The sequence below is a fragment of the Prevotella bivia DSM 20514 genome, from assembly GCF_000262545.1.
Taxonomy (GTDB): Bacteria; Bacteroidota; Bacteroidia; order Bacteroidales; family Bacteroidaceae; genus Prevotella; species Prevotella bivia.
Genome location: NZ_JH660660.1, coordinates 979145 through 992543 on the forward strand (window position 1 = coordinate 979145; position 13399 = coordinate 992543).

At 41.3% G+C, this 13399-nt stretch carries 10 protein-coding genes; 1 reads left to right on the forward strand and 9 read right to left on the reverse strand.

Annotated features, from left to right (window positions below; all coding sequences use genetic code 11):
- Positions 1–10 precede the first annotated feature (10 nt).
- The 8 genes from PREBIDRAFT_RS06420 to PREBIDRAFT_RS06455 all read right to left on the reverse strand — a co-directional run bounded on the left by PREBIDRAFT_RS06420 (position 11) and on the right by PREBIDRAFT_RS06455 (position 10750).
- Positions 11–3103 carry a SusC/RagA family TonB-linked outer membrane protein gene (locus PREBIDRAFT_RS06420; protein WP_004336821.1) on the reverse strand — a complete coding sequence of 1031 codons (3093 nt, stop codon included), beginning with the start codon at positions 3101–3103 and terminating at the stop codon, positions 11–13.
- 120 nt (positions 3104–3223) lie between these two features.
- Complete coding sequence (locus tag PREBIDRAFT_RS06425) at positions 3224–3409, reverse strand: hypothetical protein (protein WP_004339517.1); 186 nt, start codon at positions 3407–3409, stop codon at positions 3224–3226.
- 686 nt (positions 3410–4095) lie between these two features.
- Entirely contained in the window at positions 4096–4575 is a 480-nt protein-coding gene (locus PREBIDRAFT_RS06430; RefSeq protein ID WP_004336820.1) for a hypothetical protein, read from the reverse strand.
- The gene (locus PREBIDRAFT_RS06435) at positions 4565–5077 is read right to left on the reverse strand and encodes an RNA polymerase sigma factor (RefSeq protein ID WP_004336819.1); all 513 of its coding nucleotides are present in this window, start codon (positions 5075–5077) and stop codon (positions 4565–4567) included. The genes PREBIDRAFT_RS06430 and PREBIDRAFT_RS06435 overlap by 11 nt, the downstream gene beginning before the upstream one ends.
- Positions 5078–5235: 158 nt before the next feature.
- A complete protein-coding gene (speA, locus tag PREBIDRAFT_RS06440) occupies positions 5236–7128 on the reverse strand; it encodes a biosynthetic arginine decarboxylase (RefSeq protein ID WP_004336818.1) in 1893 nt (630 codons plus the stop codon).
- Positions 7129–7179: 51 nt separating this feature from the next.
- Positions 7180–7761: a shikimate kinase gene (locus PREBIDRAFT_RS06445; RefSeq protein ID WP_004336817.1), complete on the reverse strand. Its 582-nt coding sequence runs from the start codon at positions 7759–7761 to the stop codon at positions 7180–7182.
- Between the two features lie 23 nt (positions 7762–7784).
- Positions 7785–10133, reverse strand: coding sequence for a type I DNA topoisomerase (gene topA, locus PREBIDRAFT_RS06450; protein ID WP_004336816.1), 2349 nt, complete (start codon positions 10131–10133; stop codon positions 7785–7787).
- A 77-nt stretch (positions 10134–10210) separates the two neighbouring features.
- Positions 10211–10750, reverse strand: coding sequence for an NUDIX domain-containing protein (locus PREBIDRAFT_RS06455; RefSeq protein ID WP_004336815.1), 540 nt, complete (start codon positions 10748–10750; stop codon positions 10211–10213).
- Positions 10751–11029: 279 nt separating this feature from the next.
- On the opposite strand from PREBIDRAFT_RS06455, the gene PREBIDRAFT_RS06460 reads away from it, so the two are divergent.
- Positions 11030–11854: an alpha/beta hydrolase gene (locus PREBIDRAFT_RS06460; protein WP_004336814.1), complete on the forward strand. Its 825-nt coding sequence runs from the start codon at positions 11030–11032 to the stop codon at positions 11852–11854.
- A 189-nt stretch (positions 11855–12043) separates the two neighbouring features.
- Here the strand turns inward: PREBIDRAFT_RS06460 and PREBIDRAFT_RS06465 are convergent, their stop codons facing one another.
- On the reverse strand, positions 12044–13198 hold the full coding sequence (locus PREBIDRAFT_RS06465; RefSeq protein ID WP_004336813.1) for a DUF4369 domain-containing protein: 1155 nt from the start codon (positions 13196–13198) through the stop codon (positions 12044–12046).
- Positions 13199–13399: the final 201 nt, after the last annotated feature.

The window sequence follows — 13399 nt, forward strand, 5'->3', positions numbered from 1 at the left end:
CTTACTGATATTAAAAGTTTACCTTTACGCTGAAGCCCATACTGCGTAGTGAAGGCTGACTAAAGTAGTCGCTACCATAACCGTATGTACCTGTCGATGCTGCCACCTCTGGGTCGAATGGTGCTTTGTTATAGAACATAATCAGGTTGCGACCGATGAGTGATAGCGTAATCTTTGGCCATCCTTGTCCTAGCAATGTGCGAGGAAGCGCATAGCTTAGGCTCATTTCTTGTAAACGTATGTTGGTAGCATCGTAATTATAGTAAGCTGTGAGTTGCTGACCACCCACAACAGCGTAGTACTTTTTAGGGTCGATTACTTTTCCACCTTTAACCACTACACCGCCTGCATCACGCGCATCGGCTGATGCCTGAGACACGCCAAACTGGTCCATAATGGCTTGTGTGCTTGAGGTAACGATACCGCCAAAGCGACCATTGATCAAGAATGAGAAGCTAAGGTCTTTCCATGTGAGGGTGTTGCGCCAACCCATTGTGAAGTCAGGATTGGTGTGTCCAATCTTCAAGTGTTCACCATTTGGAAGATCCATTGACGAAATGTTGCCTTCTTTGTCTACTGCTATTTCGCCCGTCTTATCGCGTGCTATAACCTTAGTAACATACACATCATTCATTGAGTCGCCTTCACGGAGATAAGCACCAGCGGTTGTGATATGATTGAAGTCGATAACCTGACCAAAACCAGTATCATAACCATGAACCAGCCTTTTTATCTTATTCACGTTACGACCATAAACAAGGTTGGTACTATAACCGAAATCGCCCCACTTGTCATTGTAACCGATCGACATTTCTATACCTTGGTTCTGAACATTACCTGACTGAACATAGAGGGCTGAATAAGGAGCCGAACTTGAAAGGGTTACAGGGAAAGTCTGGTTGTAGGTATTAGAGTGATACCATGTAAGGTCAAAGTTTAGTTTGCTTTCAAACATACGTAGGTTTAAACCCAATTCGTAGGAACGAGTACGCTCTGCCTTAAAGTCGTAGAAAGGCATAATGGTACGTGCAGCAGGCACACCGTTAGATAGTCCTAACGTGATAGTGCCGCGTGTTACGCCACGATAGCGATCAGGAATAGGCGAACCTACTTCGGTGTAAGAGGCACGAACCTTAGCAAAAGAAACAAACTTAGGCAACTTCATTAAACGGCTCAATACTGCCGATATACCTACAGAAGGGTAGAAGAAGCTTTCTTCCTTAGCGTTGACAAGGAGCGAACTCCAGTCGTTACGACCCGTAACAGTGAGGTAAAGCATATCTTTATAGCTCAATTCTGAACTTGCAAAGACGGCAGTACCACGCTTGCGGAAGTTGTTATCGTAGCCATGATTATTAGAAGGATCGAGGGCATCAGAAGAGAAGATATTAGGCACCTTCAAGATATTACCACCAAAGCCTACGCTAGCGGTGTAAATGTCTTCGAGCGATGCACCAAGGTTGGCTGTTAAGTGCCAGTCGGGGTGGAGCTGCTTGTCGGCATTCAGCATAATATCCATATAGGTTTGTTGCTGCTGGCTCATAGAGTGGGCGTACATACCATTCTTATAAGCATCGCCTGCATATAGAATGCCAGTACCTGTAGCATGGTAGCGACTTTCGCTCTCGGTGGTAGCATTGTCCACACGTACACGACCTGCCACGTTCAGCCAAGACAATATGTCGTACTTCAAGCTAGCGGCAAACATATAACGCTTACGCTTTGAAGGGGTCATCATATCGTTCATGATAAAGTATGGGTTCTGCATCTGCATACCCTGATCGCCGTAATTCCAATATTGGGTAGGGAATTTGCGCTCGGCATCATAACGCTTATATTGCTGAATAGCACCCCAATCGTTGCCCGGTGAGAAAAGATAAGTAGGAACAAGTGGGTTATAGTACTGACCAGCACGATACATATTTTGAGTTTTCTGAATGATATAGCTACCACTAACATCTAGGTGGAGGCGATCGTTCAGGAAGTCGGAGGTGTTACGCACTGAAAAGTTGTAACGATTGTATTCGTTGTTGGGTAAGATACCTGCTGCGTTTGTAGCTGCTACCGATACAAAGGTGCGGTTGGTCTTAGTACCTGTTGTGAGGGTGAGCGAGTTGGTATAGTTATGACCTGTCTTGAAAATGTCGGTAGGGTCAAAATTAGAAGGGGTTGCGAGCTTGTCGCCCCAGCTCGTGAAAGCACCATCGCGGCTACCGTAAGTGTTTTGGAACTTAGGCAAAATGAATGGGCGCATAAACTCGTTGCTGCTAGAGAAGCTAAGCTGTACCTTGCCTTCCTTGCCTTGCTTGGTGTTGATCATAATAACACCATTGGCAGCTGCCGAACCGTAAAGTGCCGCAGCAGAAGGACCTGTTAAAACGGTTACCGACTCGATGTCCTCAGGGTTTAAGTCGGAAATGCCTTCAGAACCCGATTGGGCTGCAAAAGCGCCTGTGCCTACATCGCCGCTGTTTGGGTTGAGCATTGGCACACCATCGATAACGTAAAGCACACCATTGCTACCCGTGATCGACTTAGAACCACGCATAACAACACGGGTAGGGCCACCTACACCCGTTGTAGAAGCATTGATGTTTACACCAGCGATGCTACCATTGAGGCTGTTCACAAAATTTACCTCTTTCACACCTGTTAGCTGGTCGCCACCCACTTTCTGTACGTTGTAGCTCAAAGCACGTTCCGAGCGCTTAATACCCAAAGCGGTAACAACTACCTCATTGAGCTGCTTGCTGTTTTCCTCAAGAACAAAGTTTACTTCGGTTTGATCGCCTAGGGTAATGTTCTTAGGTGTATAGCCCACGTAAGATACTACGAGGATATCGCCTTTGCTTGCTTGAAGCTCGAAACGACCATCAATGTCGGTCATAGCACCGTTAGAGGTGCCTTGAACTTGTACACTTGCACCAATAAGAGGCTCACCGTTTTTGTCGGTAACGATACCTTTTACTACATGCTTTTGCTGTGTAGCCATCACGTGGTTGGCTACCTTAAATTGGGCTGATGTCTTGTTCGCCCACACAGTTGAACTTACCCCTAGTGCTAGGAGCAGTGCAACATGATGCTGATACTTGCTAAATCGCATAAAAAGATTACTATTACTAAACTTATATTTAGGTTTGAAAAAATACTCTTTTGATATTAGTTAAAACAAAAGTAGGTATTTAAATTGAAAGGAAAGACTATTTTCATAAAATTTAACGTTTTATTCAAAACGAAAGGAAATAAAATTAAAAAAAGCCATTTGCTCATACACATGAATTACCTTGCCTGATGCGTGGTCAGAGTTGTTAATAGTGGTTTCGCCCGATGCTGCCATCATAGTGGCTTCTATTTTCACTTTATGCACAGCAATACTTGGTGATGCATACTTTTTCTTTTTTAAGATCATCGTTGTTGTTGTTTTATTGGGGGTAAACTTATTTTTTTTATTTGCCCAATTATTTATTTTTGGCTTTAGTGGATAAAGTTTCCTTTTTTGCTTTTTTCAAAGCGGCTACAAAAGTAAAAAAATGCCCTTATGTTCTTAATAGAAATTAGGATGTTATATGCGAATTTTAGAATAAAAGGCGTTGCTCAATGTGAATTTTAGGCTCATCGTATTTGAAAATTATCTTCAAAAGTAGTATATTAAAAGGCAATAGGTGGTGGCTTGTTTTGTAAACAATGGTCGTTTAAATGATGAAAGGTAATCTTTTGTGTGGAAAAATAAATTAAAAAAGGGTATAAAATAATTTATTATCAATGCAAAAATAAATTAAAAATGGAGACGAAAGTTTACCTTTTTCCATATAAAGGCTAACCTTTTGCTATGTAAAACATGACCTTTTACTCATCAAAAGGTTATGTTCTACGATGCAATAGCTTACCAACACGAAACGCAATAGACATTTGTTGATATTTTTCTTTAAACGATGTAATCTGTGGAACACGGTCAGACATCAAAAAGGCGATACTCCACTTTGAAGTATCGCCATCACTAACATAACGTTAAGATTTTCTTTTTGAGGGGTGAGCCTTTCGGTCTCTGTGTTTTAATAAAATAATTATTCTATAGAAAAATCAAAGAAAAAATTCCTATTTTGTAATCGAAGAAGGGCTTGTTGACATATTATGCTGGAGCGAATCACGATGAAGCGAGTCAGCCTTAGCAACCGATGGTCCTTCCGATGTTTTGTTTGCATTAGCCACACTTGCAGGCACAGCAGCTTCGTCTTGTGCAGAAAAAGCACCGCCAATAGCATTACCTAATGTAAGCACAATAGCCACTACAGCAGCAGCCTTAAACAATGGTGCCAAGCGTTGACGCATTGTGATGACCTTTGCCTTAACAGGCTGTTCGTCATCAATAAGGGATAAGATCTTAGCATCGAACTTATCACTAAGAACGTTTTCGTCCTTTTCTTCTTGCACAAAGCTAAACAACGACTTGTATGGTAACAAACTTTCTGGTACACGCTCCTGAGCGAAGAATGAGCGAAGGATCTCTTCTTCCTGAAGAGAAGTTTCACAGCGCCAATAGCGTTCCAAAAGTTGTTCTATGTACTTATAATCCATAATTGTCTAATTTCAAATATAATTGTTTTACAGCTTGTCTGGCACGAAAGATATTCACTTTAACTTGCTCCTCAGAGATATTAAGTACTTCTGCTATCTCTTTGTAAGACTTTCCCTCAAACTCTCGAAGCTGCATACAACTACGCTGTTTTTCGGGTAGTGAAGCTACGATTTCGCGAACAAGCATAACGCGATCTTTTTCTATCATCTTATCTTGCGGAGAGGTAGTAGAAGCGAGCAAAGCAAAGGAACTCTCATCTAACAAATCATTGTTGTTCTCCTTTTTCTTGATTCTATCAAGTGATAGGTTACGGCAGATGCGCAAGCTGTAAGCCTCGATGGAGCCAATATCGCCCCAATCAGATCGCTTATCCCAGACTTTTATCAGTGTGTCTTGCACAATATCTTCCGCCTCTTCTCTACTCATTGTTATTCGAAGGGCTAACCTATAAAGTTCATTTTTTAACGGTAAGACATCGTTTCGGAAACTGATTTTCTTCATCTTGTATATTTAAATGACGATTAGTTACAGGGGAAAGTTACAGATGAGGAGAAGAAAGGTGAATATTTAACTCTTATTCACATCTCTATAAAAACAAAATGGTAGTAGGATCTTTCCCACCACCACCTTTATATTCTCCTCGTTATCATATCTTTAGCTTACTCAAGGTAGGTATAACCATAAAGTCCACTACGATAATTGCTCAAAAACTCTTTACCTTCCTCGATAGAGATCTTCCCCTCTTTGACACTTTTCGTTACCCATATCTCGAGCTGACGAACAAGCTTTTTAGGGTTATACTGTACATATTCTAGCACTTCCTCTACGGTTTCACCATCAAAAATTTGATCGATATGGTAGTCGCCATTCTTCACTGAAATATGAACGGCATTGGTATCGCCAAACAAATTGTGCATATCGCCGAGAATTTCTTGATACGCACCCACCAAAAACACGCCAAGATAGTAAGGCTCGTTACGCTTCAAAGCATGAATGGGAAGCACATGGCTACTCTTGCCGTCAGCCACAAAGTTGGCAATTTTTCCGTCACTGTCGCAGGTAATATCCTGAAGCGTGGCATTACGCGTTGGACGTTCATTCAATCGTTGGATTGGGACAACTGGGAAAAGTTGGTCGATAGCCCATGAGTCGGGTAATGACTGAAAGAGCGAGAAATTACAGAAATACTTATCTGCCAACAACTTATCCATATCACGAAGCTCGTCAGGCACATGCTTCATTGTTTTAGCAAGACTATTGATTTCATGGCATACACTCCAGTACATTGCCTCTATCTCTGCACGTGTTTTTAAGTCGACCATACCATGAGAAAACAATTCTAGCGCCTCATCACGTATCTGTTCGGCATCGTGCCAATCCTCAAGCATGTTACGTTTGTCGATATTATCCCATATATGATATAGGTCGCGCACTAGCTGATGATCGGTTTCCTTTGCCTCAAACTCTTCAGGCATTTCTGGTAAGGAAGCAGTTTCTAGCACATCTATTACCAACACAGAGTGGTGGGCAGCTAAGCTTCGACCACTTTCGGTGATAATGTTTGGATGCGGAATATCATTTTTATTAGCAGCATCTACAAAGGTATAAACACAGTCGTTAACATATTCTTGAATGCTATAGTTGACAGAACTTTCGCTACTTGACGAGCGAGTGCCATCATAATCAACACCAAGACCACCGCCACAATCGACAAATTCTACATTATACCCCATCTTACGAAGGTTGACATAATACTGTCCTGCCTCGTTCAAAGCCACCTGAATACGTCGTATCTTTGTTATTTGGGATCCAATATGAAAGTGGATAAGCTTCAAACTATCGTGCAAGCCTTTGCTATCCAATAGTTCAAGAGCTTGCAAAAGTTCAGAAGAAGTCAATCCAAATTTTGAAGCATCGCCACCGCTCTCTGCCCATTTTCCTGATCCACTAGAAGCTAACTTGATACGAATACCAAGGTTTGGCTTCACGTTTAGCTTCTTTGCAGCACGTGCAATCACCTCTATTTCGTTGAGCTTTTCCACTACAATAAAGATGCGCTTACCCATTTTTTGAGCCAAGAGGGCAAGTTCGATATAACTTTGATCCTTGTATCCGTTACAGATAATAAGCGAATCGCTCTGACATTGCACAGCGATAACAGCATGAAGTTCAGGTTTTGAGCCAGCTTCCAGCCCAAGATTAAACTTACGTCCGTGCGTGATAATCTCCTCTACAACGGGCTGCATCTGGTTTACTTTAATAGGATAGATAATGAAATTCTCTGCCTTGAAATCGTATTCTTTCTTCGCCTTATCAAAACATGATGCGGTTTTCTCAATGCGATTATCAAGAATATCAGGGAAACGCAGTAACACTGGAGGTGCTACATCGCGCAAAGCCAACTCGTCCATAACATCACGGAGGTCGATTTCTGTGTTATCCTTACATGGAGACACACACACATCGCCCTTTTCATTGATACCAAAGTAGGATGTACCCCACCCATTAATGTTATAAAGTTCTTTAGAATCTTCTATCGTCCACTTCTTCATTTTAATATTGTATATACTTCACTTAGTAAATTATCTATATCGGAAATCTATCTATATTCCTAATAATGCCCGCAAATTAGCTACTGCCACCTTAGTTTGTGCAAAGGTACTAAGAATATTAACATCTAGTATATTCTTTGCTTTTAAGTAGTACTTTTCACGTTCTGAAACTTGTTCTATGATAAAACGCTTTATCTCTTCTTCTGTCTTATTAAGCAGAAGCGGGCGTACAGTCTTACCCATTTTAAGGTGAGCATACAGCACTTCGGGCGATGCCTTTAGATAAACGGTAGCTCCTTGACGGTTCATATAGTCCATATTATCGAAAAAACAAGGGGTGCCTCCACCACAAGCTATGATAACATGTTCAAACTCTGCCACTTCATGTAACATGGCTTGCTCTATCTTTCGGAAGCCTTCTTCTCCTCGTTCATCGAAAAGCTGCTTTACAGTGCTGTGCATACGCGTTGCGATATACCAATCTAAGTCGTAGAGAGGAATATGCAGCTCGTCCGATAAAGCCTTACCTATTGTTGTTTTTCCTGCCCCCATATAGCCAATAAGGAGAATACGAAGAGGTATTTTCTTCGCATTCTCCTTATCTTTTTGCTGTAAACAGAGGGGTTCTGCCATTATTGCTTTCGTATCTGTTTATCTTAAACACTCTTCTTTTTACGCTTTGGCTCAGGTGCATTCTTTACGATATCAAGACATTGTTCGTAAGTAAGTTCCTCTGCCTTTTCATGTAATGCCTTTGGTAAACGATAGTTTTTACCATCATAAGCAATGTAAGGACCATAACGCCCATTCATCACTTCGAGCTTTGTATCCTCCTCAAAGGCTTTCAAATGGCGCTTAGCTTCTTGCAAACGCTTCTCCTGAATAAGGCGGATAGCTCCATCAAGCGTAATGGTTAGCGGATCTTGATCCTTAGGAACAGATACATATTTCTTCTTATGCATTACGTAAGGACCAAAACGACCAGCACCAATTACAACATCTTGTGCCTCAAACTGACCAAGATTGCGTGGCAGTTTAAATAGCTCCAAAGCATCTTCAAGTGTCATTGTTTCCATACTTTTACCAGCGGGAAGCTGTGAAAAGCGTGGTTTATCCTTATCATCGGCAGCACCTATCTGTACTACTGGCCCGTAACGACCTATCTTAACAAACACTGGTTTGCCTGTCTTTGGATCAATGCCTAGCTCTCTTTCGCCAGCTTTATGTTCTGAACGTGCATTCATAACTTCCTCCACCTTTGGTTCAAAGTCTTGATAAAATGCCTTCATTTCTTTGTCCCAAGCAGCTTTTCCTTCAGCAATCTTATCAAACTCTTGCTCTACCTTTGCCGTAAAGTTATAGTCCATAATCTCTGGAAAACTCTGCATCAAGAAGTCGTTTACCACAATGCCAATGTCGGTAGGAATGAGTTTACCTTTATCAGCCCCCACCATTTCAGTCTTTTCAGTCGACTTTATTGTATCGTTTATTAACTGATCAATCTTATAGCTACGCTCTTCGCCCTTCTTATCGCCCTTTTCTACATATTCACGTTGCTGTATAGTAGAAATGGTTGGAGCATAAGTTGATGGTCGTCCAATGCCCAATTCTTCAAGCTTACGTACTAAACTAGCTTCAGTATAACGATTAGGTCCTTGTGAATAACGCTCTGTCGAAGATATTTCTAATCGGTTAAGAACATCGCCTTCCTTCATCGTTGGCAATGTATGGGCATCTTCTTCACTTGTTGCTTGATCATCGTTCGATTCTTGATACACCTTTAAGAAGCCATCAAAAGCCACCACTTCACCATTGGCAATAAATAGCAACTCTTCTGGACTTGATGATCCATTTGCCATTACATTGATATTAACAGTGGTCTTTTCGATCTGTGCATCAGCCATTTGTGAAGCAATGGTACGCTTCCAAATAAGGTTGTATAAGCGACGCTCTTGTGCTGTTCCCTCTATGGTTTGATTATCCACATAGGTCGGACGAATAGCTTCGTGAGCTTCTTGAGCTCCCTTACTACTTGTGTGATACTGACGCACCTTACTATATTCTTCTCCATATAGCTTCTCCACTTCTGCCTTAGAAGTGTTGATAGCAAGTGTAGAAAGGTTTACACTATCGGTACGCATATAGGTAATACGACCTGCCTCATACAAACGTTGCGCCACCATCATGGTTTGGCTAACCGTGAAACCTAGTTTACGAGCAGCCTCTTGTTGTAGTGTAGAAGTAGTAAATGGAGGTGCAGGTGTACGCTTTAATGGTTTCTTTGAGATAGAAGCCACCTCATAACGAGCATCTTTACACTTTTCAAGGAAAGCGATAGCCTCCTCATGTGTGCTAAAACGCTTGTTCAACTCTGCTTTTACCTCAGCAGATTTGCCTTCTTTACCATTATCAACGGTAAAGATTGCATTCACTCTATAATAGTTTTCAGACTTAAAAGCCTGAATTTCTCTTTCCTTTTCAACGATCAATCGCACCGCCACACTTTGCACACGACCAGCACTCAAAGATGGTTTTACCTTACGCCACAACACTGGCGAAAGCTTAAAACCAACGATACGATCGAGTATTCGGCGAGCTTGCTGCGCATTAACAAGGTTCATATCTAAGTGGCGTGGATTGTTGATCGCCTCTAAAATAGCAGGTTTGGTAATTTCGTGGAACACGATACGGCTAGTTTTAGCCTCATCTAAGCCTAAAACTTCACACAAATGCCAACTAATAGCCTCACCTTCGCGATCCTCATCGGATGCCAACCAAATCTTCTTTGCTGCTTGAGCATTCTTCTTCAACTCACTAACCACCTTCTTTTTCTCCTCTGGAATTTCATAATTAGGGGTCAATGTGTCAAGGTCAATGCTCAATTCTTTCTTCTTTAGGTCGCGAATATGACCATAAGACGACATCACTTTAAAGTCATCTCCTAAAAACTTTTCTATAGTTTTTGCCTTAGCAGGGCTCTCTACTATAACCAAATTATCTTGCATAATCTACTTTATACGTTTTTTCAAGGGCGCAAAATTAGTTAAACTTTCCGTTACACCTTATTAAATAGAGTTTATTTCTACTTTTTTAAGTTTTCAATCCGTTTTTGCTTGAATAATCCTACAGCCTTACTTATAGATGCTAGTCCAAAGGCATGCTCGTCTATTTGCTCCATAGGCAACCACAAAACTTCGGCAGCATCATCATGAGCTTCCATTTCTTCGGGATTAGATACCCTACAAATATAGAAAATATCAAGCGTAGGAACCATAAAATTACTATATAGGTATTTATTCGGCAATGAGCAGAAAAAGGATAATTCCTTCACTAATAGGCGTGTCTCTTCCATCACTTCACGCACTAACGCCTCTTCTATAGTTTCTCCAATATCACAGAAACCACCTGGCAAATCGAGTGTTCCCATTGCAGGCTCACGCTTTCTTCGCGTTACAAGTAGCTCATTTTGATCATTCAATATAAAGGCAGCAACAGCAGCACTAGGATTGAGAAAATACTCAAAGCCGCAATCTTTACACCGCTTACTTTTCTCGTTTTGTGGCAGAAAATGCTCACTACCACATACAGGACAGTAGCGAAATTTATCTAATATATGTACCATTTACAAACTATTAAAGTCCTTAACGCTATATATTAAAATACGTTTAAGCATCGTATTGAATGTTATATACTGCTGCAAAAATAGTAAAAACATCATAGATAAACCACTATAAATCAAACTTTTTCTTATCTTTGTAAACGAATAACCTCTACACAGAGCATTCTCTCCCCTGCTTTTATCTCTTTACCATTTACTCTATATTGGGCATAAATGAGATAAAAATATGATCCACAGCGTAAGAGAAAACATTTGCTCTGCCAAAAATAAATAAGACATAAGATGAAATTTCGTAAACTCTTTTTAATAACAGGACTAACAATTGCAGCACTATCTATCCACGCTCAACGCTCATTTGATATAAACTTATATAATGGACAACCTGCCCACACTAGCCCAGACCCTACCGACTCGGCTAAGGTGCGTGTTTATCTCCCAGAAGAAAAGGACGCTACAGGGCGTGCCGTCGTGATCTGCCCCGGTGGTGGATATGCTTCGCTCTCTATGGAAAAAGAAGGATACGACTGGGCAGAATTTTTCCAAAACCAAGGTATTGCTGCCATTGTACTAAAGTATCGTTTACCTCACGGACACCCCGAAATACCTATCGACGATGCCGAACAAGCGATTAAAATGGTACGCCTCAATGCTACAGGTTGGAAGATCAATCGCAACGACATTGGTATCATGGGGTTCTCGGCAGGTGGACACCTTGCTGCTACCATTGCAACAAAATCTCTAGGCGAAGCAAAACCTAACTTCCAAATTCTCTTCTATCCCGTTATCACTATGATGGAAGGCTATGGACACGCAGGCAGTTTAGAAAACTTCCTTGGGCATCGCCCCAATAAACGCGACCAAAAGCTATATAGTGCCGACCTTAATGTTACGCGTATTACCCCACGCGCATTCATTGTTTTGTGCGACGATGATAACACTGTGCCACCTGCAAACGGTGTAAACTACTACACCGAACTTTATCGCAACGATGTGCGTGCATCACTCCACGTATATCCCGGTGGTGGTCATGGCTGGGGTAGCAAGATAGGTTTTCGTTATCATGAAGAAATGATGATGGAGCTAAAGGCATGGTTGAAGAGTTTTTAAAGGGATATGCTAAAGGCGTTGTAATAAGAGTTGGCAAAGAATAAAGCTAAAGTAGTAAGGGAAAAATCAACAAGAAGCTAACAATGCTGCTTATTTTTTTCAATCATTATAATAACGAAAGGGATGTCAAATGGCATCCCTTTCGTATTTTTATATCAAAGCTATGGGCTTTAATTGCTATCAAAGCCCCTACAAAAGTTTTTCTATTTCTGCTTCTAAGTTCTTAATTTGTGAAGGGTTTTTCACAATGTTATTACCACGATCAATGAGGTAAATAATAGGCAAGGTGGTAGCTGGTGCAGTGTAAGCCTGGCTCACACCCTTATCGTCATACACATTTACCCAAGGCAGATTAGCCACTTGTTCCTTCCAAAAATGTTGGTTTTCGTCTAGCGAAACCATATATATTTCTAATCCACGATTGTGATATTTGTTATATAAGTCGCGCATGTGCATGATATATTCCGTTGATCCCTTTACTCCGAAAACGTGGAAATTGAGCAATACCACCTGTCCCTTAAAGTCGGTTAGATGACGCTCCAAACCTGTGTTATCACGCAAAGGAATATCTATTACCCCTTGCTCCTCTGCCTTTATCTCAATAGGTTTCTGCTGTGCTTTTACAATGCGCTCATCCTTCATACCTTTAATCGTAATGTTATGAAGGTTCTGTGTGCGCAGCGTACCCGGGAAATAAGTATCCCAGCTAGTAGCAACAGCTCCAAACACCTTAGTGTCTTTAGCATCTTTTGAAGGATCGAAAATCAACACTGCTTGGTTATTGATGACCACATATTGGAACAAAGCAAAGTAGCTATACGACTTCATAGGTGCTTTGAAAATATAATTGGTGGTAACATCACGCTTATAATCGACAAGCATTGCGCTAATAAGCGAGTCGGCTATCTCTGGGCGTTGTGCCAAAAGTTGTTGACAACGACTCTGAAGATTAATCTGCTTCAAAGCCAATTCCTTTAGCTTTTCATTATCAGCAGAACCCTCCACAGTATAGTTGGTAGCCATTTGGGGATAAGTGGCTTTCACCCCAATTTGCTCTGTCGAATCGATCGCAATATTGATAATTTGGTCAGCAATACGAAGTCGATAAAACTCTGGATTATCAGCTTTATCACCCGAGAACGAGAATGTTCCCAACTGGTCGAGCTTCACAGAGTCGACCTTAGCGATACCTTCCAAGCCATTATGCTCTAGGTAAAGTATCGAATCTTTGGCATTGGCAATAGTGCCATCAATATGAAAGCCTTCTTTGGCGCAGCTTGCCAGCATCATTATGCCTAGTGTGCAACAGCCCACAAAGACTTTGTTTGCAATATTTCTCTTCATATTATTTGGTTTTAAGTTGCTTTGTTTATAGTTGCAAAGGTAGTGCAAACGAGAGGAATGGAAAGTTTACTTTCAAATTCCCGAGTGCAGCCTACCGTATGCAAAGGTAGTGCAAACGAACGCAATGCAAGCGTGCTTGCAAATTCCCGAGTGCAACCTACCTTATGCAAAGGTAGCATATTTTAAGAAATAGCCAAAGCA

Bases quoted from the DNA above. Each gene is read 5' to 3' on its own strand.
- PREBIDRAFT_RS06420 (WP_004336821.1), bottom strand. From the start codon at position 3,103: ATGCGATTTAGCAAGTATCAGCATCATGTTGCACTGCTCCTAGCACTA.
- PREBIDRAFT_RS06425 (WP_004339517.1), bottom strand. From the start codon at position 3,409: ATGATCTTAAAAAAGAAAAAGTATGCATCACCAAGTATTGCTGTGCAT.
- PREBIDRAFT_RS06430 (WP_004336820.1), bottom strand. From the start codon at position 4,575: ATGGATTATAAGTACATAGAACAACTTTTGGAACGCTATTGGCGCTGT.
- PREBIDRAFT_RS06435 (WP_004336819.1), bottom strand. From the start codon at position 5,077: ATGAAGAAAATCAGTTTCCGAAACGATGTCTTACCGTTAAAAAATGAA.
- speA (WP_004336818.1), bottom strand. From the start codon at position 7,128: ATGAAGAAGTGGACGATAGAAGATTCTAAAGAACTTTATAACATTAAT.
- PREBIDRAFT_RS06445 (WP_004336817.1), bottom strand. From the start codon at position 7,761: ATGGCAGAACCCCTCTGTTTACAGCAAAAAGATAAGGAGAATGCGAAG.
- topA (WP_004336816.1), bottom strand. From the start codon at position 10,133: ATGCAAGATAATTTGGTTATAGTAGAGAGCCCTGCTAAGGCAAAAACT.
- PREBIDRAFT_RS06455 (WP_004336815.1), bottom strand. From the start codon at position 10,750: ATGGTACATATATTAGATAAATTTCGCTACTGTCCTGTATGTGGTAGT.
- PREBIDRAFT_RS06460 (WP_004336814.1), top strand. From the start codon at position 11,030: ATGAAATTTCGTAAACTCTTTTTAATAACAGGACTAACAATTGCAGCA.
- PREBIDRAFT_RS06465 (WP_004336813.1), bottom strand. From the start codon at position 13,198: ATGAAGAGAAATATTGCAAACAAAGTCTTTGTGGGCTGTTGCACACTA.